This is a genomic window from Enterobacter cloacae complex sp. P43RS (assembly GCF_014930585.1).
Classification (GTDB): domain Bacteria; phylum Pseudomonadota; class Gammaproteobacteria; order Enterobacterales; family Enterobacteriaceae; genus Enterobacter; species Enterobacter bugandensis.
This window is the reverse complement of record NZ_JADBRJ010000003.1, coordinates 258,603-278,923: the sequence shown is the minus strand read 5'-3', so window position 1 is coordinate 278,923 and position 20,321 is coordinate 258,603. Positions and strand designations below refer to the sequence as shown.

Below are 20,321 nucleotides of genomic sequence, written 5' to 3'. Positions count from 1 at the left end.
TTTTCCTTAATAGACACGCTGCTAAATATTTAGCTGGTGAATATTAACCGGAAATTTTCGGGCTGTGTGGGCGGGTTTTTAATGTTTTGTGCTACTAAATGCGTTGGCATTATCACTTTGTGCTATTTAAGCATTATGCACCGGCATAAAAACCGGTGCGTAATTATTACCATGCCAAATCAATTTACAAACTGCCGGAACAGGGCCTTGCCCTTTAACAATCGCGCCCCGAGCCAGCCCCCGCAGAGGGAGAGCAGCACCGCGCCGCAGAGAGGGAGTACTAGCCAGAGACGCCAGTCAGGCTCCCACGGGAAGTCGAAGACCTTTGTCTGCAGCACCGCCAGCGCCGTCTCCGCGCCAATCGCCGCGACCAGACCCGCCACCAGCCCAAGCAGCGCAAACTCGCTCCACAGCGTCGCCCGCAGCAGCCGCTTACCCGCGCCGAGCGTGCGGTAGACTATCAGTTCCTGATGACGCTGGCGCATGCCCACCTGCACCTGCGCCAGCAGCAGCAATATGCCGCAGATTGTCACCAGCACCACCATCACCTCCAGCGCGCGGCTCACCTGCTCCAGCACCTGCCCGACCTGTTTGAGGATCGCGCCAATATCCAGCAGGCTCACCGTCGGGAACTCCCGGTTAAGCTGCGTCAGCATGCCGTTGCCGTTTTCCCAGCGGAAGCTGGTCAGCCAGCTCTGCGGCTGCCCGTCCAGCGCGCCCGGCGGGAAGATGAAGAAGAAGTTTGGCCGCAGGCTTTCCCAGTCCACTTTACGGAGGCTGGTGACTTTGGCGGTAAAATCCTGGGTATCACCGGTGAAGGTCACGCTGTCCCCGAGCTTCACGTTCAGGCGCGTCGCCAGCCCCTCTTCCATCGACACCTCTCCCGCTTTCGGCGGCCAGGTACCGGCGGTAATCGGGTTATGGTCGGGACGTTTCTCCTGCCAGGTCAGGTTGAGTTCGCGGTTAAGCGACTCATCCTTGTTCCCCTCGGTTGACTGACCGTTGATCTGCGTCAGACGCGCGCGGACGATGGGATAGAACGACTCGGGGATAATGTGATGCTCCGACAGGAAACCCTTCAGCGGCGTCACCTGTTCCGGTGCGATGTTGATCAGGAAATAGTTCGGGCTTTCCGGCGGAAGCTGCTGCTGCCAGCGATCCAGCAGATCCCCGCGAAGCACGAGAAGCAGCGCCAGCAGCATAAACGACAGCGAAAAGGCCGACAGCTGGCTGAGCGTTGACCAGGGCTGATGCAGCAGGCGGTTGACCGCCAGCCGCACCGGCAGGGATTTCACCGTCAGCCTTTTCAGGACGTTGAGCAGTATCCAGCCCAGCACGCCGCACAGCAGCGCCAGTACCACCGCGCCGGCCAGCACGGCCCACAGCAGGGTGCTGCCGCCCATCAGCCAGGCCAGCAGCCCGACCGCAACAGCAATAATCGCCGGAAGATAGAACTTCAGCGGCCAGACGTTCGCCACCACATCATTGCGCAGCACCCGCAGCGGCTGCGTCGCGAGCAGCAGGCGGTACGGGCGCAGCCCCACCAGCACCGAGATCACCGTCATCGCGCCCATCGCCCACAGCCACGGCCAGAGGCTTGCCGGGGGCAAAGCGGCCGGCAGCACCGGTTTCAGCATCACCATCAGCAGTTTTTCAAACAGCAGGCCTATTATTCCGCCGGTAAGCGCTGAGAGGGCCAGCAGCATCAGCCACTGGCCGACGATCAGCTTGCGCAGCTGCGCCCGCCCCGCGCCGAGGGTTTTAAGGATCGCCACCAGGTCGTAGCGGCTGCGGCAGTAGTGCCCCATCGCCACGGCAACCGCCGCCACCGCCAGCAGCAGGGTTAACAGCGCCGACAGCAGCAGGAACTGTTGGGAACGTTCGAGGGATTTGCCGAGCGCCCCTTCGTCCTGCTCCAGCCCGTACCAGCGGTGTTCCGGCTTGAGCTGCGGCAGAAGCCATTTTTCATACGCCTCCAGCTGCGCGGGCGTGCCGCCAAACTTGTAGCGCCAGGTGACGCGGCTTCCCGGCTGGACGGCGTTGGTTTTCGCGACATCGGCGGTGTTCATCAGCAGGCGCGGCGCGAGCTGGAACGGGTTAAAGCCGGAGTCGGGCTCCTGCACCACTTCCCCGGCGATTTTCAGCGTGGCATCGCCAACGTCAATACTGTCGCCGGGTTTCAGGTTGAGAAGTGCCATCAGGCGCGATGCCAGCAGCACCGTGCCGGGCGTCGGCTTTAGCCCCGGCGGTCTGGTTTGTAATTCCCCGTACATCGGGTAGATGTCGTCCACGGCCTTCACGCTGGCGAGCTGCGGGGTGTCCCCCGCGAAGGTCATGGTCTGGAAGGTGAGCTGCTCTCCCACCTTTAGCCCTTCCTTGCGCGCTTCCTCAATCCAGCCAGGCGGCACAGGACGTGAGCTTTGCAGCGCCCGGTCCCCGGCCATAAATTCGCGGCTCTGCTGGCTGAGCCCTTTTTCCATACGGTCGCTGACGCTGCCGAGCGCCAGCACGCAGGCCACCGCCAGGCTTAACGCCAGCCAGACAATCAGCAGCGAGGGCGAGCGCCATTCGCGCCAGAACCAGCGGGCGATCATGCTTCCTCCTGAAGAATACCGTTCACCAGCCTCAGGCGGCGGTCGCAGCGGGCGGCCAGCTGCGGATCGTGGGTCACGAGGATCAGCGTGGTGCCATGTTCGCGGTTAAGCGAAAACAGCAGATCAGCAATTTTATCCCCGGTTTTACGGTCAAGGTTGCCGGTGGGTTCATCGGCAAACAGCACTTCCGGGCGGCCGTTAAACGCCCGCGCCAGCGCCACGCGCTGCTGCTCGCCGCCGGAAAGCTGTGCCGGAAGATGGTCGAGGCGCTTGCCCAGGCCGAGCTGTTCCAGCAGCGCCTTCGCATGCGTGCGGCTTTCGCGGCTCTTTTCGCCGCGCAGCAGCGCCGGGAGCTCGACGTTTTCCAGCGCGTTCAGGGTCGGGATCAGCATAAAAGACTGAAAGACAAAACCGATATGCCGCGCGCGCAGCGCGGCTCGCGCCTCTTCATCAAGCTGGTGCAGCGGTTGCCCGACCAGGTGGACTTCGCCGCTGCTGCCGTCGTCCAGACCGGCCAGAATCGCCAGCAGCGTAGACTTGCCGGAACCGGATTCGCCAATCAGCGCGATGGTTTCGGTGCGTTTGACAACGAGTTCAACTCCGGTAAGGATTGAAAGCTCCTGCTCCCCCTGACCGACGGACTTCTTAAGACGATGAACTTCAACACTGTTTTCCGCTGGCATTTGCCCTTCCTGTTTTTGATGCTGATGACCTTCCGCGCGGCGGCAGCGGACACGTTACTGATTCTTGGCGACAGCCTGAGCGCGGGCTACCGCATGGCGGCCAGCGCGGCCTGGCCGGCTCTGCTCAATGACAAATGGCAAAGCAAGACGACCGTTATCAACGGCAGCATCAGCGGCGATACCTCGCAGCAGGGTCTGTCGCGCCTGCCTGCGCTGCTCAAGCAGCATCAGCCGCGCTGGGTGCTGGTTGAGCTTGGCGGTAATGACGGCCTGCGTGGCTTCCAGCCTCAGCAAACCGAGCAAACGCTGCGTACCATTTTGCGGGACATCAAGGCAGCAAACGCCCAGCCGCTGCTGATGCAAATTCGCCTGCCCGCCAACTACGGTCGTCGGTATAATGAGGCCTTTAGCGCGATCTACCCTAAGCTTGCCAAAGAGTTTGATATTCCGCTCCTGCCATTTTTCATGGAAGAGGTCTATCTCAAACCCCAGTGGATGCAGGACGACGGTATCCACCCCAATCGCGATGCGCAGCCGTTTATTGCCGACTGGATGGCAACGCGGCTGGCTCCTTTAGTTAAACATGACTCGTAATTCAGCGGAGTTCCTGACAGGTAAAGTTATGCAAAAATCGGTCTTAATTACAGGATGTTCCAGCGGAATCGGCCTTGAAAGCGCGCTTGAACTAAAGCGCCAGGGATTCAGGGTGCTGGCAGCGTGCCGCAAGCCTGACGATGTCGAGCGCATGAACGGGCTGGGCTTTACCGGCATACAGCTGGATATGGACTCGCCGGAGAGCGTTGAACGCGCCGCCGACGAGGTGATAGCCCTGACCGAAGGCCGTCTGTACGGTCTCTTTAATAATGCCGGTTACGGCGTGTATGGCCCGCTGGATACGCTCTCGCGCGAAACGCTGGAGAAGCAGTTTTCAACCAATTTCTTTGGCGTCCATCAGCTCACCATGCGTCTGCTCCCGGCCATGCTGCCGCACGGCGAAGGGCGCATCGTGATGACATCGTCAGTGATGGGGCTGATTTCCACCCCGGGCCGCGGCGCCTACGCCGCCAGCAAATATGCGCTGGAAGCCTGGTCCGACGCCCTGCGCATGGAGCTGCGCCACAGCGGCATCAAGGTCAGCCTGATTGAACCCGGCCCGATCCGCACCCGCTTTACCGAAAACGTGAACCAGACCCAGGCGGACAAGCCGGTCGAAAACCCCGGCATCGCCGCACGTTTTACCCTCGGGCCAGAGGCGGTGGTTGCCAAAGTGCGCCATGCTTTTGAGAGCGAGCATCCCAAAATGCGCTATCCGGTGACGCTGGTCACCCATGCCGTCGGCTGGTTAAAGCGCCTGCTGCCGGGCAGGATAATGGACAAAATTTTGCACGGCTGAGTTGAAGCGACGACGCTCATCCCCATGTAAAGAGTAAACCGACAAAAGAGAAAGCCGCATGTCCGTACAGAATATCGTCAATATTACAGAAGCAAACCTGCAACAGGTCCTCGAACAGTCGATGGCTAAACCGGTGCTGTTCTACTTCTGGTCTGAGCGCAGCCAGCATTGTCTGCAGCTGACGCCGGTGCTGGAAAGCCTTGCCGCGCAGTACAACGGTCAGTTCATTCTGGCGAAACTGGATTGTGACGCCGAACCGATGGTGGCATCGCAGTTTGGTCTGCGCGCCATTCCAACCGTTTATCTGTTCCAGAACGGCCAGCCTGTCGATGGCTTCCAGGGCCCCCAGCCGGAAGAGGTGATTCGCGCCCTGCTGGATAAAGTGCTGCCGCGCGAAGAAGAGCTGAAAGCGCAGGAAGCGATGGCGCTGATGCAGGAAGGCAAGTACGACGAGGCGCTGCCGCTGCTGAAAGAGGCGTGGCAGCTGTCGAACCAGAACAGCCAGATCGGCCTGCTGCTGGCGGAAACGCAGATCGCCCTGCACCGTTCAGAAGACGCGGAAGCCGTGCTCAAGACGGTTCCAATGCAGGATCAGGACACCCGCTATCAGGGGCTGGTGGCGCAGATTGAGCTGCTAAAGCAGGCGGCGGACACTCCGGAAATTCAGCAGCTGCAGCAGCAGGTGGCCGACAACCCGGCGGATGCCGCGCTGGCAAGCCAGCTGGCGCTCCAGCTGCATCAGGTGGGACGTAACGAAGAGGCGCTGGAGCTGCTGTTCAGCCACCTGCAGAAAGATCTGGCTGCCGCAGACGGTCAGGCGCGCAAGATGTTCCAGGAGATCCTGGCCGCGCTGGGCACCGGAGACGCGCTGGCGTCGAAGTATCGTCGTCAGTTATACGCGCTGCTCTATTAACAAAAAATGCCCGGTGGCGCTAACGCTTACCGGGCCTACAAAAACGGATATTACCCCGTCTTTTTCAACGGCGTCACCACCAGCTGGTGGCGCGGGTTGTAGAACTTCCGATAGGTCAGGTAGCAGGCAATGATAGTGGACAGGCTCGCCGTGGAAAGCAGCATAAACGTCACCATGATCTGATACTTAATCGCTTTTACCGGATCGATACCGGCAAAGATCAGCCCCGACATCATGCCCGGCAGGCTCACCAGCCCCACCGTTTTGGCAGAATCCACTGTCGGGATCAGCGATGAGCGAATGCTCTCACGAATCAGCCGCGCTGAAGCCACTTTTGGCGTCGCCCCCAGGCTTAACTTCTCCTGCAGCTGCTGCTGTTCACTGCTGAAACGCTGGCCGAGGTTGTTGTAGCACAGGCCAACGGCCACCATAGCGTTTCCCGCAATCATCCCGGAGATAGGGATCACCTGCATCGGCGTAAACTCAATCGAGCCAGAGAGCACCAGCACCGCCAGGGTGAGCGCCGTCCCGGTGGTAATCGCGATAAATGACGAGATAAACGCCTTATCAATATATTTACTGCGTTTCTGCGCGTTCCACGCCGCGTTAAAGCAGATGAAGAGCACCATCAGCAGCGTCAGCACCGCGTGGTTGACGTTGAAAATATACTTCAGCACATAGCCGACGATGACGAGCTGTACCACCGCGCGGCAGATACTCCAGACAATATCTTTTTCCAGGCCCAGCTTTTCCCGGTAGCTGACGACGATAGCAATCAGCACCAGCACCATCGAAAACGCCAGAGATTCATTGGTAATGTTATGCTCACCCACGGTTGGCCTCCTGCATTTTCCCGCCGTGCGGCTGGAGCGTAATCACGTCATCCGCATGGGTAATTTCGTTTGAGTCGTGCGTCACCCACAGCACGGCAATATTCTGCTCGCGGGCGTAACGATGAATAATCTCGTTGACGTTGCGTTTGTTGGCATCATCGAGCGCGCTGGTGATCTCATCCAGCAGCAATACCTTCGGTAAGAACTGCAGATTACGGATCAGCGAGACGCGCTGCTTTTCTCCGCCCGAGAGCTCACTGATGGATTTGGTCAGCGTCTCCTTCGCCAGGCCAAAACGGGCCAGATCGTCGATGAATTTTTCCGGCTCCGGCGTTTTATTGCGGATTTGCCACGGAAAAATCAGGTTATCAAAAACCGTGTCGCCAAAAAGCACGGGCGTTTGGACGCAATAAGAGACCTGCTGGCGATAGCTTTCCGGGGAAAGTGACGCAATATCCTGCCCTTCAAACAGAATGGTTCCCTCCGTTGGGCTCAGCAGTGAGGCCACAATCTTCAGTAAGGTGCTTTTACCGCAGCCTGACGGCCCTGTTATCAGCTTGAACTCACCGGGAGAAAGGTTAAACCCGACGTGCTGAAGGATCGTGTTATTTGCGACACGAAAGCCGACGTCCTTTATCTGCAAAACTGCATTTTCGTTGTTCATATTTTTTCCAGTAACTCCTGAACGTTATTAGCATAATCCGTGCCGCTCGTTCGTCACAACGCGTTTTAGCGCCCCCTTTCGCCACCAAGACTTCCGATTGTGTTTACCGTGCATTCATTAGACATGCTTTACACTTTCGCTTTACAGTTTACGCCGTGACCTTAGCGACACTTCCGTATCTCTGGTTTAGAACATTCGTTAAAGTGGTGTTAAGCTCTGCCCGCAACACAATAAGGAAGTACAAGAATGTCTAATATTCACACTTTTTATGAGTTTTCTGAACTTGAACCCGGCGTGAAAACCATCGATCAGCTTCTTGCTGCCATTGCTTCAGAATCCGTTACGGCTTATGTGTTCGGGGGAGAGCTTGTCCGGTTCGTTAAGGGCCTGCTGAAGATGAAGCCGGTCATTCAGCTGAAGAATTGCCGCTTTGCGTTTGATAACGGCACTCGCTTCGTTGAAATCGACGGCAGAGGGAATGTCAAAGAGTTCGAGCCGGGCAAGGTTCCGGTCTGGTTCCAGTCTCCCGGTGAGTTTGCCCGCGGCCAGTGGCTGGTCAACCATGATTTTGCGGACCTGATGACGCCGGAATTTATCCGCGCGTTTATCGAACGCTTCCCGGACGTAAGCAAACGACGCGAACACGCGAACCTGCTGTTCGATCTGCAGCTCAATAAGCTGGCGCCCGCGCAGCCCGCGGCGAAAAAGACAGGCAACGTTCAGGGCAAAACGACCAAACCCAAAGTCACCGATCTGCAGTCTTTCGAACTCTTCAGCCAGTTTTATGCGCGTATGAAAACGGCAGTCTGTGCAGACCAGTTCCCGACGCTGCAAATTCTGACGGGACACGACGCCGTCAACGACGCGCCCACCTCTCTGAAGGGCGCGGTACGCACCTGGTTCAAAGGGATCACCGGTCAGCTTCCGCCGAACAACAAGCGCGTGGGCGCGGGCAATGCGGAACTGTTCTGCGCGCCGATCCGCGAGCAGCTGCGCCAGGTCGAAGAGATTGGGCTGGAGACCTTCTATCACGGCCTGTCGAAAGCCATCGCCGATGCGGGTGACGATGCGCTGATCGCTGACTTTACCTACAGCTACCACTAACGCTCTGCCCCGCCCGTCGGACGGGGCGAATTTTAGCCCATTAGCCGATATACTTACGAATAGCAAACACGCGCTTTTTCTCATCAAAGCATGCAAAACAGGAGGTTTTTATGCTCATCGTTGTTCCCGTCCTTATATTCGTTGCGCTGGTTATCGTGGGCGCAGGTGTCAAAATTGTCCCTCAGGGTTACCAGTGGACCGTCGAGCGCTTCGGCCGCTATACCAACACGCTGCAGCCCGGCCTGAGCCTGATTGTTCCGTTCATGGACCGGATTGGCCGCAAGATCAACATGATGGAGCAGGTGCTGGATATCCCCTCTCAGGAAGTGATCTCCAAAGATAACGCCAACGTTACCATTGATGCCGTCTGCTTTATTCAGGTGATTGATGCGCCGAAAGCGGCCTATGAGGTGAGCAACCTGGAGCTGGCGATCGTCAACCTGACGATGACCAACATCCGTACCGTGCTCGGCTCGATGGAGCTGGACGAAATGCTCTCCCAGCGCGACAGCATCAATACCCGCCTGCTGCACATTGTTGACGAGGCAACGAACCCGTGGGGGATCAAAGTCACCCGTATTGAGATCCGCGACGTGCGCCCACCGGCAGAGCTAATCGCCTCCATGAACGCGCAGATGAAGGCCGAGCGTACCAAGCGTGCCTATATTCTGGAAGCCGAAGGGGTCCGTCAGGCGGAGATCCTCAAAGCGGAAGGGGAAAAACAGTCGCAGATCCTGAAAGCCGAAGGCGACCGTCAGTCCGCGTTCTTACAGGCGGAAGCGCGTGAACGTTCCGCTGAAGCGGAAGCCCGCGCAACGCAGATGGTCTCCGAGGCGATTGCCGCCGGTGATATCCAGGCCGTGAACTACTTCGTGGCGCAAAAATATACCGATGCGCTGAAAGAGATCGGCTCCGCGAACAACAGCAAAGTGGTGATGATGCCCCTGGACGCCAGCAGCCTGATGGGCTCTATCGCGGGGATCGCCGAACTGATCAAGGACAGCGGAAACGAGCGTAAAAAATGATTGAGCTCATCGTTGCATATCCTCATGCCTTCTGGCTAAGCCTCGGTGGCTTATTGCTGGCGGCGGAGATGCTTGGCGGCAACGGCTACCTGCTCTGGAGCGGTGTTGCCGCTGTCATTACGGGCCTGCTGGTCTGGATCCTTCCTCTGGGCTGGGCGTGGCAGGGCGCGCTGTTTGCCGTGCTGACGCTGGTTGCCGCCTGGCTGTGGTGGCGCTGGCTTAACCGTCAGGTCAAAGAGCAGAAACCGCTGGACGCGCATCTCAACCAGCGCGGACAGCAGATTGTCGGCAAGCGCTTTACGCTCGACGCTGCGCTGGTGAACGGGCGCGGGCACATGCGCGTGGGCGACAGCTCGTGGCCGGTGGTGGCCGACGACGACCTCAGCGCCGGAACGCAGGTTGAGGTCATTGCGGTGGAAGGGATTACGCTGCGGGTAAAAGCCTGCTAGACGTGGGTTTTGCGATGGCAGCAGCCGGCAAGATTATCAATAATCGGGCAGTCGGCGCTGTCATCACCCGGACAGGATTCCGCCAGCTGCAGCAGCTGTTCGCGCATCGCCTGTAGCTCGATGATGTGGCGCTCGATCTCCGCCACTTTTTCCAGCGTGCGTTTTTTCACGTCCGCGCTGTGGCGCTTCGGATCGTTAAACAGGTTAACCAGCTCGCCGCACTCTTCCAGGTTAAACCCCACCTGTCTTGCCTGGCGCAGCAGCGTCAGCTCATCGAGATGCAGCTGCGTGTAGCTGCGGTAGCCGTTTTCACTGCGCAGCGGTGGCGTTACCAGCCCCTTCTCTTCATAAAAGCGGATCGCCTTGCTGGTTAAGCCCGTTTTTTTTGCCACGTCACTGATATTCACATTTCCCCCTTGACCTTCCCCTTGATGGTGGGATTCTGACAGGCGCAGCCCCTTAAGGTACTGCGCCGAATCAGTATTTTACAGACTTAACTAACCCGCAAATCCCCCGCTTTGCCTCCAGAGTGTGGACACAATGTGGACATTCCGCTGAGAGGATTATAGCTCACAGCGTCCAGTAAATAATCTGGAGCGAAGTGCGCGTAAACCATCGTTTGCGAAATATCCGCATGACCCAAGATTCTCTGTAAGGCAATGATGTTGCCCCCCTTCATCATGAAGTGCGTCGCGAACGTGTGCCGCAAAGCATGGGCGGCCTGTCCATCTGGCAAATTGGGTTTTGCTTCTTTCATCCTCAAGCGGAACGTTTTGTAACTCACCCGGAAAAGTCGACCTGATTCCCTGTGTTTAATTATCCTGGCGATATCATCCGATATCGGAACAACGCGCCTTTCACCGTTTTTTGTCAGGGTAAACATGACTCTGTTACCGACAATATTTTCCGCTTTCAAATTGTATGCCTCCCCCCACCTTGCACCGGTAGCCAGCAGTAAAATCGCTATGCGGTAGTAATCACCGGAACATAGCGACAAGAGCCGATCAACCTCGGTCTGTGTCAGATATGACATTTCGGTTTTGGGCTCTTTCAACGCGGCAACCGATGTCACGGGATTTTCCCCGTGGAACTCGTCGATCTCCGCCATTGACTTGAAAATTCCACTCAAGGCGAAAAGGTCATGATTTATCGTTGAAGCCTTAATCCCCTGCTCCAGCCGGTATGCTCGGTAATCAATAATGCAACGTGCATCAAGCTGGTAAAGCATAGGGTCGCCCATATCCTTGCAGATGCAATTAACCGCGCTTAGTCTGCGGTTCGCATAGTTTTTGTTTCGTCCAATCAACTGCCACCAAAGCGCAATAAACTCGCTTAGCTTTCGTTTATCAGCCGGTTTATTCAGATAATCATGATTCTGAAATTTGGCAATGATACTGCGCTCAAATGCGTGCGCTTCTGCCTTTCTGTCAAACTTCCGCCGAATGCGTTTTCCATCGCGCCCGCGCGGCCTTACATCCACTTCATAGCGACCATCTTCGAGTTTCTTAACGGACATAAGAAGACCCTCCGATTGTCAGTTCACTATCCTGGTAACAAATAGTGAAAATGTAATGTTTATATAAAGTTAACCAATCTGTTTCCCGGAGTGGTCTGATTGCGTTGTCTGTTGCCCAAAGTGTGCGAGAGCCGGTGCGATCTGGCCCCGGCTTGGGTCGATCCGGTCATACATAAACCAGTCTTGATACTTATGAAAACGAGGGTGTCCAAAAATACTCACTGCTGCTTCGAGCGTCATTTTCGTCTTATCACGCTCATACCCCCCATAACTTGAATAATTTAAACCTGTTAATTCAGACATTTGCCTTTTAGTTAAACGTTCAGAGTCGCGAATAAGCGCCAGTTTTTCGCCTTGCGTCATTGACATAATGATAAGATCTCATCACAATCATAAAAATTAAGCACACAGGCAACATTTGCCCACAGTGCCACCAGAAGCCGATTAGTGCTCATTAAGCCTCAAATGACCTCAACGTATGGAGTCTAACAAATGACACAATTACGAGAAATTGATTTAACGGCGGGATCTCAACATTTACGCCAATTCCCGTTAGACAATGCTCGCGTTGCTCGCACCTGCAAAATGACCACCGCGCAGGCTGAAAGCATCCGGGATATGAATACCGAAGAACTGCAAAAACAGATTTTCGTTACGCCGGTCGAGTTTGCTTATCTGACTGGCCGCACGTTAAAGAGCGTTCGCAACCTGATGGACCGCGCACAATTGCCAGTTCATCGCGAAGGGATGCCCGGTTCTAAACGTCCTAAGCGTTTCATAATGCTGCAAGAATATTGGAATGCTGTAGCTCATTGCCGCGCACTCATTACTCCAGAAGAAAAGCACTTCATTGATCGGTTGTTGCGAGATAAGAAAACATATCGCCGTGTAACTGGTGACCAGCATTCAACGCACAAGCGCAACAGTCACAGCCAGCAACGCCGCATTGCATGACAATAGCGGACCTACAGGTACAGGGATTGAAAATGCTTATCCAGATCAATAGCAAAACAGCAATCTATCGCGGCTTCACAATCCTGAAGTTGCCACGTAAAAAGCCGTATTCACGTCAGCGATATCAAATAACTAAAGATGGTAATTATCTGGGGCTGGACTTCGGATTGTCTCAGGCTCGACAGACTATCGATCAGCTACATCGGAGGCACTAATGGCAACTTCAACAGCAGCAGTTATCGAAGCGCGAAACCGTTTGAATGCGACAAGGCAAAATGGTGCATGCACTTTATCGCGTAGAGGTTACGGCCCCGATCATCAATACAGCAGATCGCGTAATGTTGTTCAGGGTATGGCTCTTTCCGATATTGCGCGAAATGGTTTTGAGGTGCGTTGTAAAGAAACAGGTATTCAATTTTCAATTCTTCCGGGTGGCTCAATTTGCGAATTATTCGCCGCAGAATTAGAAGCGTACTGGAATAGCGCCGCGCGCTGATTTAATAACGGCACTATGAACTGATTTATATACGGCATTTTTGCCGGGGCTTCGTTTTATCTTTTCTCAGGGGATTGAACATGACAATTCAAACTAATGACCGCGCGCACCTGCTTGGGTTGTTGCGAATCAAATTAAACCTGATGAAGAAAGAAAAGCTTTCCACTAATGAAATTTACCGCAGCCTGGAAGATTGGATCGCCAACAGAGAACAGGTCGCAGTAAACAAGGAGCGTAAAAATGGTTAACTCCCCTCTTATCTGGGCGGGCGGCAAGTCTCGCGCTATGTCGCATGTGCTTGATGCTTTGCCCCTCGGTGATTGCCTGGTTGAGCCTTTCGTGGGCAGTGGTAGTGTTTTCCTGAATACTGACTATAAAACTTATATTCTGTGCGATAGCAATGCCGCGCTTATCAATTTTTATTCGATTCTGAAAAGTAACACTGAAGATTTGTTGAATGCAGCCGCTGAGCTTTTTAAAGGTGGAAATTGTAAAGAATCATATTATCAGTATCGAAATGAATTTAATGTATTCAATCGTGATTTTCGTTCCTGCACTGATAATAAAGGGGGCGATAACAGGCTATATTATTCTGAAGAGTTAATAAGATTCGCCGCCTTATTCCTTTATCTGAATCGTCACTGCTATAACGGTTTATATCGTGTAAATGCAAAGAATGAATTCAACGTACCTTTTGGACATCGCCGCAAGCCAATTTTCCCTGTGGCGGAGATTCAGCACTTTGCTAAAAGGGCATATGAGAAAGGCGCTCAGTTTCTTTGTGCAGATTTCCGCTACACCATTCCCGTTGCAAGCCGTGTATTTGAGAACACAGTAATTTACTGTGATCCGCCATACCTGCCAGCCAGCGCAACGGCTGATTTCACCGCTTATGGAAAGCCCTTCACGGCGACTGATCACCGTGACCTGGTTGGGGCATTAATCACCGCCCATAACAATGAAGGTTGTGTGTCCGTTTTTTCAGGTAGTGACACCGAGGACACACGCCAAATTTATTACCCGTTCACCCTTAAACCTTTTGAAGTTCGGCGCTCAGTTGGGGCTAAAACGCGCAACCTGGCTGGCGAGGTGATTGGCACGCTGCGTGTCTGTGATTGCTGTGGGCGCGTGGGCGGTGGCTGTCCTGATTGTGGGGCGGTGATGGGCGATGCGACTTATTTAGAAATGGTTGCTTCTGGTGCTTTTGAAGATCAGGAGGTGTTCTGATGAATACAGTTGAGGCGGTAGTAACAAAGGTTCTGGACGTTCTCCCATACCGTAATTTCTGGATCACGCGCGTTGAGGTTCTTAGTGAGGGAGGTTACAGCAACACCGAGATAATCAGTTATTCCGAACGTGACGCGCGGGAAGTAAGGCCCGGCGACACTGTGACAACCTAGGGTGAGCCCTGTGACTCAGGCGCGTCGTGTTCACTCTATGACTACGGATAAACCGGGCAGCTTTAACGAGGCGGCCCGCTACCCCTATCCGTGGAATGAACCCAAACAGGCCATTGCTGTCGATAAGACTCCCGCTGTTGATCTATATGAATTGGGTCAAGAGCAGGAGTTTTTCGCGTGGGTTGAAGATACCCTCAAGCCACTACCTACATTTATCCGCCGCCGCGTTTCCTCCCGCATAAATGCCGTACACGCTGACAAAGGGCGTCACATCGCAAAGTTAACCCTTCGCAATATCGTGGCGCGCGACCTTCCCCACGTGCGAGCAGTTGCAGAGCAATACGCCGTGCCTGTTGGCAGCGACTGGATCATTTCTTCCGAATTAAACCCACTGTTTCATACGTTTGAAAACCTTCGCGAGCTAACGCGCCGGTTCAATCATTTGGCTGACAGTACGGACGAAGACATTGATTTACTTGCTCAGGATATCGCGATTTATGCAAATGCTGCCTTAGCTGAAGTGAGTGAAACCTGTGCTGTACTTAGCCCTGAGGAGTACAGCAAGCGAATGCTGCGTGAAGGCTCAAGGCTGGTTGCTTATTTCGGGTTAATCGCGCCCTGGGCTTCACGGCGCAAAATGCCACTTGATGAAATGGCAGCTTCAATTCGAAAAATTCTTGATGATCGTTTTTGGTCACGCCTGCTGCGAAAGTACGCACGCCGCTGGCGTGAACATCTGCATATTGCCTTTGGTGATGTGCGTCGCGATGTTTCCCCCTATTGCAGCAAAAACCACGTTAAACAGTGGGATGCGCGTCGCAAGCGTAGCAGGGAAATCATGAGCCGCCTGGAGCTTGAAGATCAGGTTACGGGTGAGCGCATGTCGCTTATAGAGCAGATTGATAAAAGCATATCGAACCCTGAAAAACGCCGCGTAGAACTTATGACGCGTATTGGAGGCTTTGAGAAGGTGGCAACGGAAAGCGGTTATGCCGGAAGTTTCTTCACGCTAACCGCCCCGTCTAAATATCACGCCTATACCGCGTTTGGACACCGTAACCACAAGTGGAACGGGGCAAGCCCACGCCGATCTCAGCGGTATCTCAATCAAATATGGCAACAGATTCGCGCTGAACTCTCACGCCGCGAAATTCCTATTTTCGGTCTTCGCGTCGCTGAATCCCATCATGACGGTACTCCGCACTGGCACGGCCTGCTGTTTACAGCCCCAGAGCATACTGCGGAGTTGAAAGAGGTCATGGAAGACTACGCAACGCGTGAGGATGCGGAAGAGTTAACTGGTAAGTCTGGTAAGCAGCCCCGCTTTGAACTTAAGCCGATTGATCCGGCTTTGGGTAGCGCTACGGGTTATGTCGTCAAATACATCTCAAAAAACATTGATGGTTACGCCCTAGACGGCGAGAGCGATCACGAAAGTGGACGCCCACTGAAGGAAACCGCGAAGCACGCAACGGCCTGGGCGTCATGCTGGGGTATACGTCAATTCCAGTTTTTAGGGGGCGCGCCGGTGTCAGTCTGGCGTGAACTGCGCCGCCTGAAAAATCAGGATTTAGCCGACAGGGTTAGTCCTGTTTTTGGTGAGCTGCACCGCGCGGCTCACGCGGGAGATTGGCAGGGGTACATCACTTTGCAGGGTGGCCCTTTTGTTTCCCGTTCCAAGTTGGTGCTGCGCGCCTGGTATCAATACAAAAACGAGCCAAGCAGTTACGGCGAGTATCAGAAAGCTATCAAGGGTCTGGTTATGCCAGCATCCAACATTCCGCCCGTAGAAACGCGCCTCCATTCTTATCGTATTGTGAAGATGAAGCCTAAATCTTCAGACCGCGCCGATCCGGGTTTTGACCTTAAGGGCGCGTCTGCGCCCTCTTGGACTCGTGTCAATAACTGTACTGAGTATAAAAAATACACAGACTCACCGCCTGTCTATTCGCCAGATCTGACTATGATTGCTGGCGAAGAACAGCCAAAACAATTTGAAATCGGTCAATTAAGCCGAGATCAGAGAAAACAGATTGCGGAAGACATCAGAAACCACAATTCAAATCAGCGTGTTTCACCTGCTGATCAGTTTGAGGCGCTCGCTTTAAGCATCACTGCCGGTGATTGTTCCGGCTATGACAGAACAAGAGCCGAAAGCTATATGAAAGCCGCTCATGCTATACGTCAGGAACAAAGTGCAGTGAGCGATGAAGTTGAATCCTTAGTTAAAGAAATCTTGAGCTGGGCGAGTTTAAGAAAAATACAAATCAATCCAGTTCAAGCATTGAAACTAGCTCAAGGTCGAGAGGTTACAGTACTTGATACGACATATCGTGCCAACCTCGTAACCGGTGAATTGATTGTGACTGGTTCAGATATGCACTGGAGGAAGACGCTGGCGCGTCACAAAGCAGAGTCTTTGATCAGCCGCTGGCGTCAGGCTGCAAGCGACTTATGAATAAAGACAACGATGTTAACTTATTGATAAAAATGGAATAAATTTATATTCAAATAGTTTTTCTTGGTTGGTTAGAATTTTATGGAATTAGCACAATATTGACTATGATTTTTGTGAAGCTCCGTCCATAATGTTAGTAATAATTAACCTATATAACTTTAGAAGAGACACCGTTGTTAAACGAAGGTGACATATGAACATTCAACAGCATATAGCCGAACGCTTGGTACAAGCCAGAAATGAGGCGGGAATGAGCGCGATTGCTGTCGCAGATGCGATCGGTGTTGTCCGTCAAACCTACAGTAAATTTGAGCAGGCTCAGGGCGTTCCAAGCGTTACGCAACTCATTATGCTCTGCAAGATTTTCGACAAGCCTATCGGGTATTTTTATGATCAAGATGAAGGCGAGTTTCGTTTTGCAATGCGAGCAGATAGCCCAGATTTGTTGGACGCAAAACTCCGCAATGAGTTGATTGAAAAGTTGAAAAACATCAACGCAATTGAGGAGGCTGCTGAGGCGAATTTGCCTGAAGATCTGCCTAACTCAATGCCTATCTTCACTGCAAGAGAAGAAGACTTGCGAAGAGTAGAAGATAAGGCTATGGAAGAGCGTTTCCGTCTGGGTATCGGTAACGCTACCTGCGTGGGTGATATTGTTGCTATTCTGGAAGCGTCTGATATCCGTGTTATTCCTTTCAATCGCGAGGAAAGTGATAAAGGAATGGTGTTCGGATTTTCTGCGTTTTCGAACAATTACGGCACTGCAATTTATGTGAATGTTCATGACAGTATTTCCGTAGAACGCCAAATTTTCAGTATTTGCCATGAATATGCACATCTTATCTTCCATCGTGAAGAGTATGACGGTCCTGCCAAAAGTTATAAAACCAAAGGTAGAGCGACTTCTCCAGAAGAGAAGGTTGCAAACCACTTTGCCGCTTGTTTCTTGGTGCCAGAAAGCGCATTAAGAAAACAATTTGTCATGCAAGGTGGTGGTTGGGCTTATGAAGAAACCGTTTTAAGGCTAAAAAGCATTTTTAGGGTTTCGGCTACTTGCATCATTGATCGCCTCAGTAAATGCAAGTTAATCAATCAACAAAACACTGGTTATCTATGGGCAACTGCCAATCGTAAAGGTTGGATGAGGTATGAACCGAATCCTATTAGAGAAGCACTAAATTACAAAGGCCGTTTAACCGTTTTGTCGCGTAAAGCATGGGAAGCCGGTTCCGCGTCGGAAACCTTCATATCTGAACTTTTAGAACTGGATAGAAAAGCTCTCAGTAATCTTCTGGATGAGTGGTACGACGAACAGGAGGCCGGAGAGGATGCCGTTTGATTGCCCCAGATGTGTTATCGACACGAATGTGTTATCTGATTTTTATGAAGGCGGATGTTTAGGGTTAATTTGGCAAATTTATCCGGGAGGCGTTTGGATAGATCCCTATGTCTGCGAAGAACTAAAAGCTAAATACAATCTTAATGTCCAAGAAGAGTTAGCTAGACTTCAGCTTGCATACAATTTTACAAATGATTATGAACCAGAGCATTTAGTTGAGATGGCAGAAATTAAAATCAGAAGGAGAGCCTTAAAATATGCTGATATAAGCTGCGTTGTCAATGCAAGCATCCATGATGCGACATGTTTGTCCGCCGATAATGCTGTTTATAAAACATGCGAAGAGCGTGGTGTTAAAGCCGCTCGTCATGGTGGATTGCTTCAAGAAGCTGTTCGCCGTGGAATTATTGACAAACATCAAGCACTCGCATATTTTCAGTTTTTCTTAGATAATGGGTTAACAATGAAATCTACTATTCGGCAACAAATCATAGCTAGTTTTTCATGACTCAAACTATCCTTTGAAAAATTTTAGAAAAGAGTCGCCCGCGCGATTCTTTTCCCTTCTAGGCTGTTTACTCGGATATAATACTGAATGTAATTTTCAAAAAAAACCATTGATTAGCGCACTCGAACATGGTTTATCACAATCACACATTAAGTTATCGCTCCAAATATGGTCCGGAGCAATAACTTAATCAAGTTTATATTGGGGATTTTATTTTTACTTAACTTATTATCATATTATTTATTGATTTAGCAATATCTGCGATATGATTGTGTTCCCATCCAAAATCACCTTCAATCTGTTGAACGAAACTCCCCTTTTCGTTTCTTAATGTAACCAAGCTATCTTTATCAAGATAATGATAGGTTAAAAGGTTTTTGAAAAATCTGCCTTCCGGCTTGAGAAGAAAATCTTGATTATTTGCATTCAACATCTCTAAAATATCATGATAGTTCCCCTCCTTTCTTAACAACTTGTAAAGGATAGTAGGAGATGTAACTTTTAAAAAACAAACTAGTGCTAATGCAGCCATATAGTAATTATCACTATTACGAGCAATAACCTGATGATTATCAACAACTACCATTGTAGAAAGACAACGTTCAGCCTCTCGTAAGGAACAGTTATTTACTTCAATCAAATAAGATATTACTTTCGAAAACACTCCATTTGAACTAATACCTAGTGAGTTATTTGCCCTTAAAAGTTTCTGAACATAATCATAAATTGTAGTGCCGCCATGATTATAATTATTATTCAAATCATGAAGATTAACTTTTGGTAATGTAAACCAATAATGTATAAACTTATTAAGATATAAAGTTGTATTTATATCACCATATCTATAAGCTATACCCTTTTCAAATTGGTCACGATTCATAACCAATAAAAATATCAAGCCCCTTACAGAAAAAAGATGTTTTATCTTCTCAAGCAGCTCTAAAGAGTAATCCGGTCTTGCGCGATCCAACTCATCTATAATAATTAATGTTTTTCTTTCAGTGCTGATATATATCTCCTCCAAGGATTTTTTAAAATCAATTATCGCTTTTTTCTCACTCTCCATATGTTTTATTTTATTTTCAACAAAAGATTCAACTTCACTATTAATGGAATCGCTAATAACATCAGCAGCCTTATCAAGCACAGTTCCATTGACAACACCTGCCGTCAGAGTAGTAATTGCTATTTTTGCGCCACCAACTAAAATCTTAGCGCCTATTTTCTTTCCAGTCTCAATAATCTTCTCTGCAACAACCTCAGCTTCTTGCCCTTTAGATTTAAGTAAAGAATATAATTCAGCAGATATTGAAATAAAAGGATCGGACTGATAGTCATTCTCAAAAGCATCAAAATAAACAACATCAATGTCTTTATCTTTACTGTTAGTTGATTCTATTTCAGACTTGAGCATTTTAACAAATGATGTTTTACCGCTTCCCCAAACATCATCCAAAGCAAAAACCAAGTTAGCGTCAGGAGAATTTACTATAAGACGCTTCATTTGATCAAACAAAGGTTTCCGATTAAAAATATCGGAATTTTTATCGAATCCACTTTTAAATTCATTCAATTCTGATGTTATATTCATAAATTACCTTTGGCATTTTAAAATTAATCATAACAATTTAATCTAGTTCAATATGAATTGATATCATATCGTCCAGAGTCACCAAAAACATGTAGTTAAATATTTAAGCATTGAGGCATAGATAAAGAGGTGATTTCATCAATTATTCATAGTTAAAATTATACTTACCGCTAGTCAGGTAGTCTGCAAGAAAGTGCACAAATTTGCACAATTTTTTTGATGCTGTTTATGCCCTTTCCGCCCTGTAGTGGCGCGGTCTGGCCCCAGATCGGCAAATGCACAAAAAAAGAAGCAAATGTCGCGCGGAGGTGACGGGGGAACAGCCCACGCGGCAGGGGTCTGAAGGGGATGCCTTTAAATGCCATGCTTTGGCCTTCCCTGCTTTCTGCGCGCGCTTTCTC

At 51.3% G+C, this 20,321-nt stretch carries 21 protein-coding genes; 13 read left to right on the top strand and 8 right to left on the bottom strand.

Annotation, left to right across the window (positions count from 1 at the left end):
* Positions 1-179: 179 nt before the first annotated feature.
* Entirely contained in the window at positions 180-2,594 is a 2,415-nt protein-coding gene (gene ybbP / locus IM294_RS08360; RefSeq protein WP_126818318.1) for a putative ABC transporter permease subunit YbbP, read from the bottom strand.
* Positions 2,591-3,277, bottom strand: coding sequence for a putative ABC transporter ATP-binding protein YbbA (gene ybbA / locus IM294_RS08355; protein WP_126818317.1), 687 nt, complete (start codon positions 3,275-3,277; stop codon positions 2,591-2,593). Before ybbA ends, ybbP begins: the two co-directional genes overlap by 4 nt.
* On the opposite strand from ybbA, the gene tesA reads away from it, so the two are divergent.
* The 3 genes from tesA to IM294_RS08340 are packed head-to-tail and all read left to right on the top strand — an operon-like array spanning position 3,248 to position 5,583.
* Positions 3,248-3,871, top strand: a complete 624-nt coding sequence (tesA, locus tag IM294_RS08350) for a multifunctional acyl-CoA thioesterase I/protease I/lysophospholipase L1 (RefSeq protein ID WP_028012213.1) — start codon at positions 3,248-3,250, stop codon at positions 3,869-3,871. The genes ybbA and tesA overlap by 30 nt on opposite strands.
* Positions 3,861-4,670: an SDR family oxidoreductase gene (locus IM294_RS08345; protein ID WP_102863616.1), complete on the top strand. Its 810-nt coding sequence runs from the start codon at positions 3,861-3,863 to the stop codon at positions 4,668-4,670. Before tesA ends, IM294_RS08345 begins: the two co-directional genes overlap by 11 nt.
* A gap of 58 nt (positions 4,671-4,728) precedes the next feature.
* Entirely contained in the window at positions 4,729-5,583 is an 855-nt protein-coding gene (locus IM294_RS08340; RefSeq protein ID WP_126818316.1) for a co-chaperone YbbN, read from the top strand.
* Between the two features lie 50 nt (positions 5,584-5,633).
* On the opposite strand, the gene fetB is transcribed toward IM294_RS08340, so the two are convergent.
* Both fetB and fetA read right to left on the bottom strand, forming a co-directional pair.
* Positions 5,634-6,416: an iron export ABC transporter permease subunit FetB gene (gene fetB / locus IM294_RS08335; RefSeq protein WP_045631421.1), complete on the bottom strand. Its 783-nt coding sequence runs from the start codon at positions 6,414-6,416 to the stop codon at positions 5,634-5,636.
* Positions 6,409-7,080 carry an iron ABC transporter ATP-binding protein FetA gene (gene fetA / locus IM294_RS08330; RefSeq protein ID WP_028012209.1) on the bottom strand — a complete coding sequence of 224 codons (672 nt, stop codon included), beginning with the start codon at positions 7,078-7,080 and terminating at the stop codon, positions 6,409-6,411. The genes fetB and fetA overlap by 8 nt, the downstream gene beginning before the upstream one ends.
* Before the next feature lie 246 nt (positions 7,081-7,326).
* On the opposite strand from fetA, the gene IM294_RS08325 reads away from it, so the two are divergent.
* From IM294_RS08325 to IM294_RS08315, 3 genes are all read left to right on the top strand, one after another.
* The gene (locus IM294_RS08325; RefSeq protein WP_126818315.1) at positions 7,327-8,184 is read left to right on the top strand and encodes a hypothetical protein; all 858 of its coding nucleotides are present in this window, start codon (positions 7,327-7,329) and stop codon (positions 8,182-8,184) included.
* A gap of 110 nt (positions 8,185-8,294) precedes the next feature.
* Positions 8,295-9,209, top strand: a complete 915-nt coding sequence (locus tag IM294_RS08320) for an SPFH domain-containing protein (RefSeq protein WP_008499312.1) — start codon at positions 8,295-8,297, stop codon at positions 9,207-9,209.
* A complete protein-coding gene (locus IM294_RS08315) occupies positions 9,206-9,658 on the top strand; it encodes an NfeD family protein (RefSeq protein WP_126818314.1) in 453 nt (150 codons plus the stop codon). The genes IM294_RS08320 and IM294_RS08315 overlap by 4 nt, the downstream gene beginning before the upstream one ends.
* On the opposite strand, the gene cueR is transcribed toward IM294_RS08315, so the two are convergent.
* From cueR to IM294_RS08300, 3 genes are all read right to left on the bottom strand, one after another.
* Positions 9,655-10,065: a Cu(I)-responsive transcriptional regulator gene (cueR, locus tag IM294_RS08310; RefSeq protein ID WP_028012206.1), complete on the bottom strand. Its 411-nt coding sequence runs from the start codon at positions 10,063-10,065 to the stop codon at positions 9,655-9,657. The genes IM294_RS08315 and cueR overlap by 4 nt on opposite strands.
* A gap of 86 nt (positions 10,066-10,151) precedes the next feature.
* Positions 10,152-11,174: a tyrosine-type recombinase/integrase gene (locus tag IM294_RS08305; protein WP_069733242.1), complete on the bottom strand. Its 1,023-nt coding sequence runs from the start codon at positions 11,172-11,174 to the stop codon at positions 10,152-10,154.
* A 69-nt stretch (positions 11,175-11,243) separates the two neighbouring features.
* Positions 11,244-11,543, bottom strand: coding sequence for a helix-turn-helix transcriptional regulator (locus tag IM294_RS08300; RefSeq protein WP_069733243.1), 300 nt, complete (start codon positions 11,541-11,543; stop codon positions 11,244-11,246).
* 123 nt (positions 11,544-11,666) lie between these two features.
* On the opposite strand from IM294_RS08300, the gene IM294_RS08295 reads away from it, so the two are divergent.
* From IM294_RS08295 to IM294_RS08265, 7 genes are all read left to right on the top strand, one after another.
* Positions 11,667-12,128 carry a hypothetical protein gene (locus IM294_RS08295; RefSeq protein WP_227015549.1) on the top strand — a complete coding sequence of 154 codons (462 nt, stop codon included), beginning with the start codon at positions 11,667-11,669 and terminating at the stop codon, positions 12,126-12,128.
* Positions 12,129-12,342: 214 nt separating this feature from the next.
* A complete protein-coding gene (locus tag IM294_RS08290) occupies positions 12,343-12,624 on the top strand; it encodes a hypothetical protein (protein WP_193360340.1) in 282 nt (93 codons plus the stop codon).
* 80 nt (positions 12,625-12,704) lie between these two features.
* Positions 12,705-12,872, top strand: coding sequence for a hypothetical protein (locus tag IM294_RS08285; RefSeq protein ID WP_157844754.1), 168 nt, complete (start codon positions 12,705-12,707; stop codon positions 12,870-12,872).
* Positions 12,865-13,851 carry a Dam family site-specific DNA-(adenine-N6)-methyltransferase gene (locus IM294_RS08280; protein WP_193360339.1) on the top strand — a complete coding sequence of 329 codons (987 nt, stop codon included), beginning with the start codon at positions 12,865-12,867 and terminating at the stop codon, positions 13,849-13,851. Before IM294_RS08285 ends, IM294_RS08280 begins: the two co-directional genes overlap by 8 nt.
* Positions 13,852-14,034: 183 nt before the next feature.
* Positions 14,035-16,482: a replication endonuclease gene (locus tag IM294_RS08275; protein WP_370552598.1), complete on the top strand. Its 2,448-nt coding sequence runs from the start codon at positions 14,035-14,037 to the stop codon at positions 16,480-16,482.
* A gap of 193 nt (positions 16,483-16,675) precedes the next feature.
* The gene (locus IM294_RS08270; protein WP_193360338.1) at positions 16,676-17,821 is read left to right on the top strand and encodes an ImmA/IrrE family metallo-endopeptidase; all 1,146 of its coding nucleotides are present in this window, start codon (positions 16,676-16,678) and stop codon (positions 17,819-17,821) included.
* Entirely contained in the window at positions 17,811-18,329 is a 519-nt protein-coding gene (locus tag IM294_RS08265; RefSeq protein ID WP_193360337.1) for a hypothetical protein, read from the top strand. The genes IM294_RS08270 and IM294_RS08265 overlap by 11 nt, the downstream gene beginning before the upstream one ends.
* 220 nt (positions 18,330-18,549) lie before the next feature.
* Here IM294_RS08265 and IM294_RS08260 read toward each other — a convergent pair whose 3' ends face one another.
* On the bottom strand, positions 18,550-19,920 hold the full coding sequence (locus IM294_RS08260) for a P-loop NTPase fold protein (RefSeq protein ID WP_193360336.1): 1,371 nt from the start codon (positions 19,918-19,920) through the stop codon (positions 18,550-18,552).
* Positions 19,921-20,321 lie beyond the last annotated feature (401 nt).

What these genes read in the sequence shown, in the direction of transcription:
- ybbP (WP_126818318.1), bottom strand. Translation starts at nt 2,594, where the DNA reads ATGATCGCCCGCTGGTTCTGGCGCGAATGGCGCTCGCCCTCGCTGCTG.
- tesA (WP_028012213.1), top strand. Translation starts at nt 3,248, where the DNA reads ATGAACTTCAACACTGTTTTCCGCTGGCATTTGCCCTTCCTGTTTTTG.
- ybbA (WP_126818317.1), bottom strand. Translation starts at nt 3,277, where the DNA reads ATGCCAGCGGAAAACAGTGTTGAAGTTCATCGTCTTAAGAAGTCCGTC.
- IM294_RS08345 (WP_102863616.1), top strand. Translation starts at nt 3,861, where the DNA reads ATGACTCGTAATTCAGCGGAGTTCCTGACAGGTAAAGTTATGCAAAAA.
- IM294_RS08340 (WP_126818316.1), top strand. Translation starts at nt 4,729, where the DNA reads ATGTCCGTACAGAATATCGTCAATATTACAGAAGCAAACCTGCAACAG.
- fetA (WP_028012209.1), bottom strand. Translation starts at nt 7,080, where the DNA reads ATGAACAACGAAAATGCAGTTTTGCAGATAAAGGACGTCGGCTTTCGT.
- IM294_RS08325 (WP_126818315.1), top strand. Translation starts at nt 7,327, where the DNA reads ATGTCTAATATTCACACTTTTTATGAGTTTTCTGAACTTGAACCCGGC.
- IM294_RS08320 (WP_008499312.1), top strand. Translation starts at nt 8,295, where the DNA reads ATGCTCATCGTTGTTCCCGTCCTTATATTCGTTGCGCTGGTTATCGTG.
- IM294_RS08315 (WP_126818314.1), top strand. Translation starts at nt 9,206, where the DNA reads ATGATTGAGCTCATCGTTGCATATCCTCATGCCTTCTGGCTAAGCCTC.
- IM294_RS08305 (WP_069733242.1), bottom strand. Translation starts at nt 11,174, where the DNA reads ATGTCCGTTAAGAAACTCGAAGATGGTCGCTATGAAGTGGATGTAAGG.
- IM294_RS08300 (WP_069733243.1), bottom strand. Translation starts at nt 11,543, where the DNA reads ATGTCAATGACGCAAGGCGAAAAACTGGCGCTTATTCGCGACTCTGAA.
- IM294_RS08295 (WP_227015549.1), top strand. Translation starts at nt 11,667, where the DNA reads ATGACACAATTACGAGAAATTGATTTAACGGCGGGATCTCAACATTTA.
- IM294_RS08290 (WP_193360340.1), top strand. Translation starts at nt 12,343, where the DNA reads ATGGCAACTTCAACAGCAGCAGTTATCGAAGCGCGAAACCGTTTGAAT.
- IM294_RS08285 (WP_157844754.1), top strand. Translation starts at nt 12,705, where the DNA reads ATGACAATTCAAACTAATGACCGCGCGCACCTGCTTGGGTTGTTGCGA.
- IM294_RS08280 (WP_193360339.1), top strand. Translation starts at nt 12,865, where the DNA reads ATGGTTAACTCCCCTCTTATCTGGGCGGGCGGCAAGTCTCGCGCTATG.
- IM294_RS08270 (WP_193360338.1), top strand. Translation starts at nt 16,676, where the DNA reads ATGAACATTCAACAGCATATAGCCGAACGCTTGGTACAAGCCAGAAAT.
- IM294_RS08265 (WP_193360337.1), top strand. Translation starts at nt 17,811, where the DNA reads ATGCCGTTTGATTGCCCCAGATGTGTTATCGACACGAATGTGTTATCT.
- IM294_RS08260 (WP_193360336.1), bottom strand. Translation starts at nt 19,920, where the DNA reads ATGAATATAACATCAGAATTGAATGAATTTAAAAGTGGATTCGATAAA.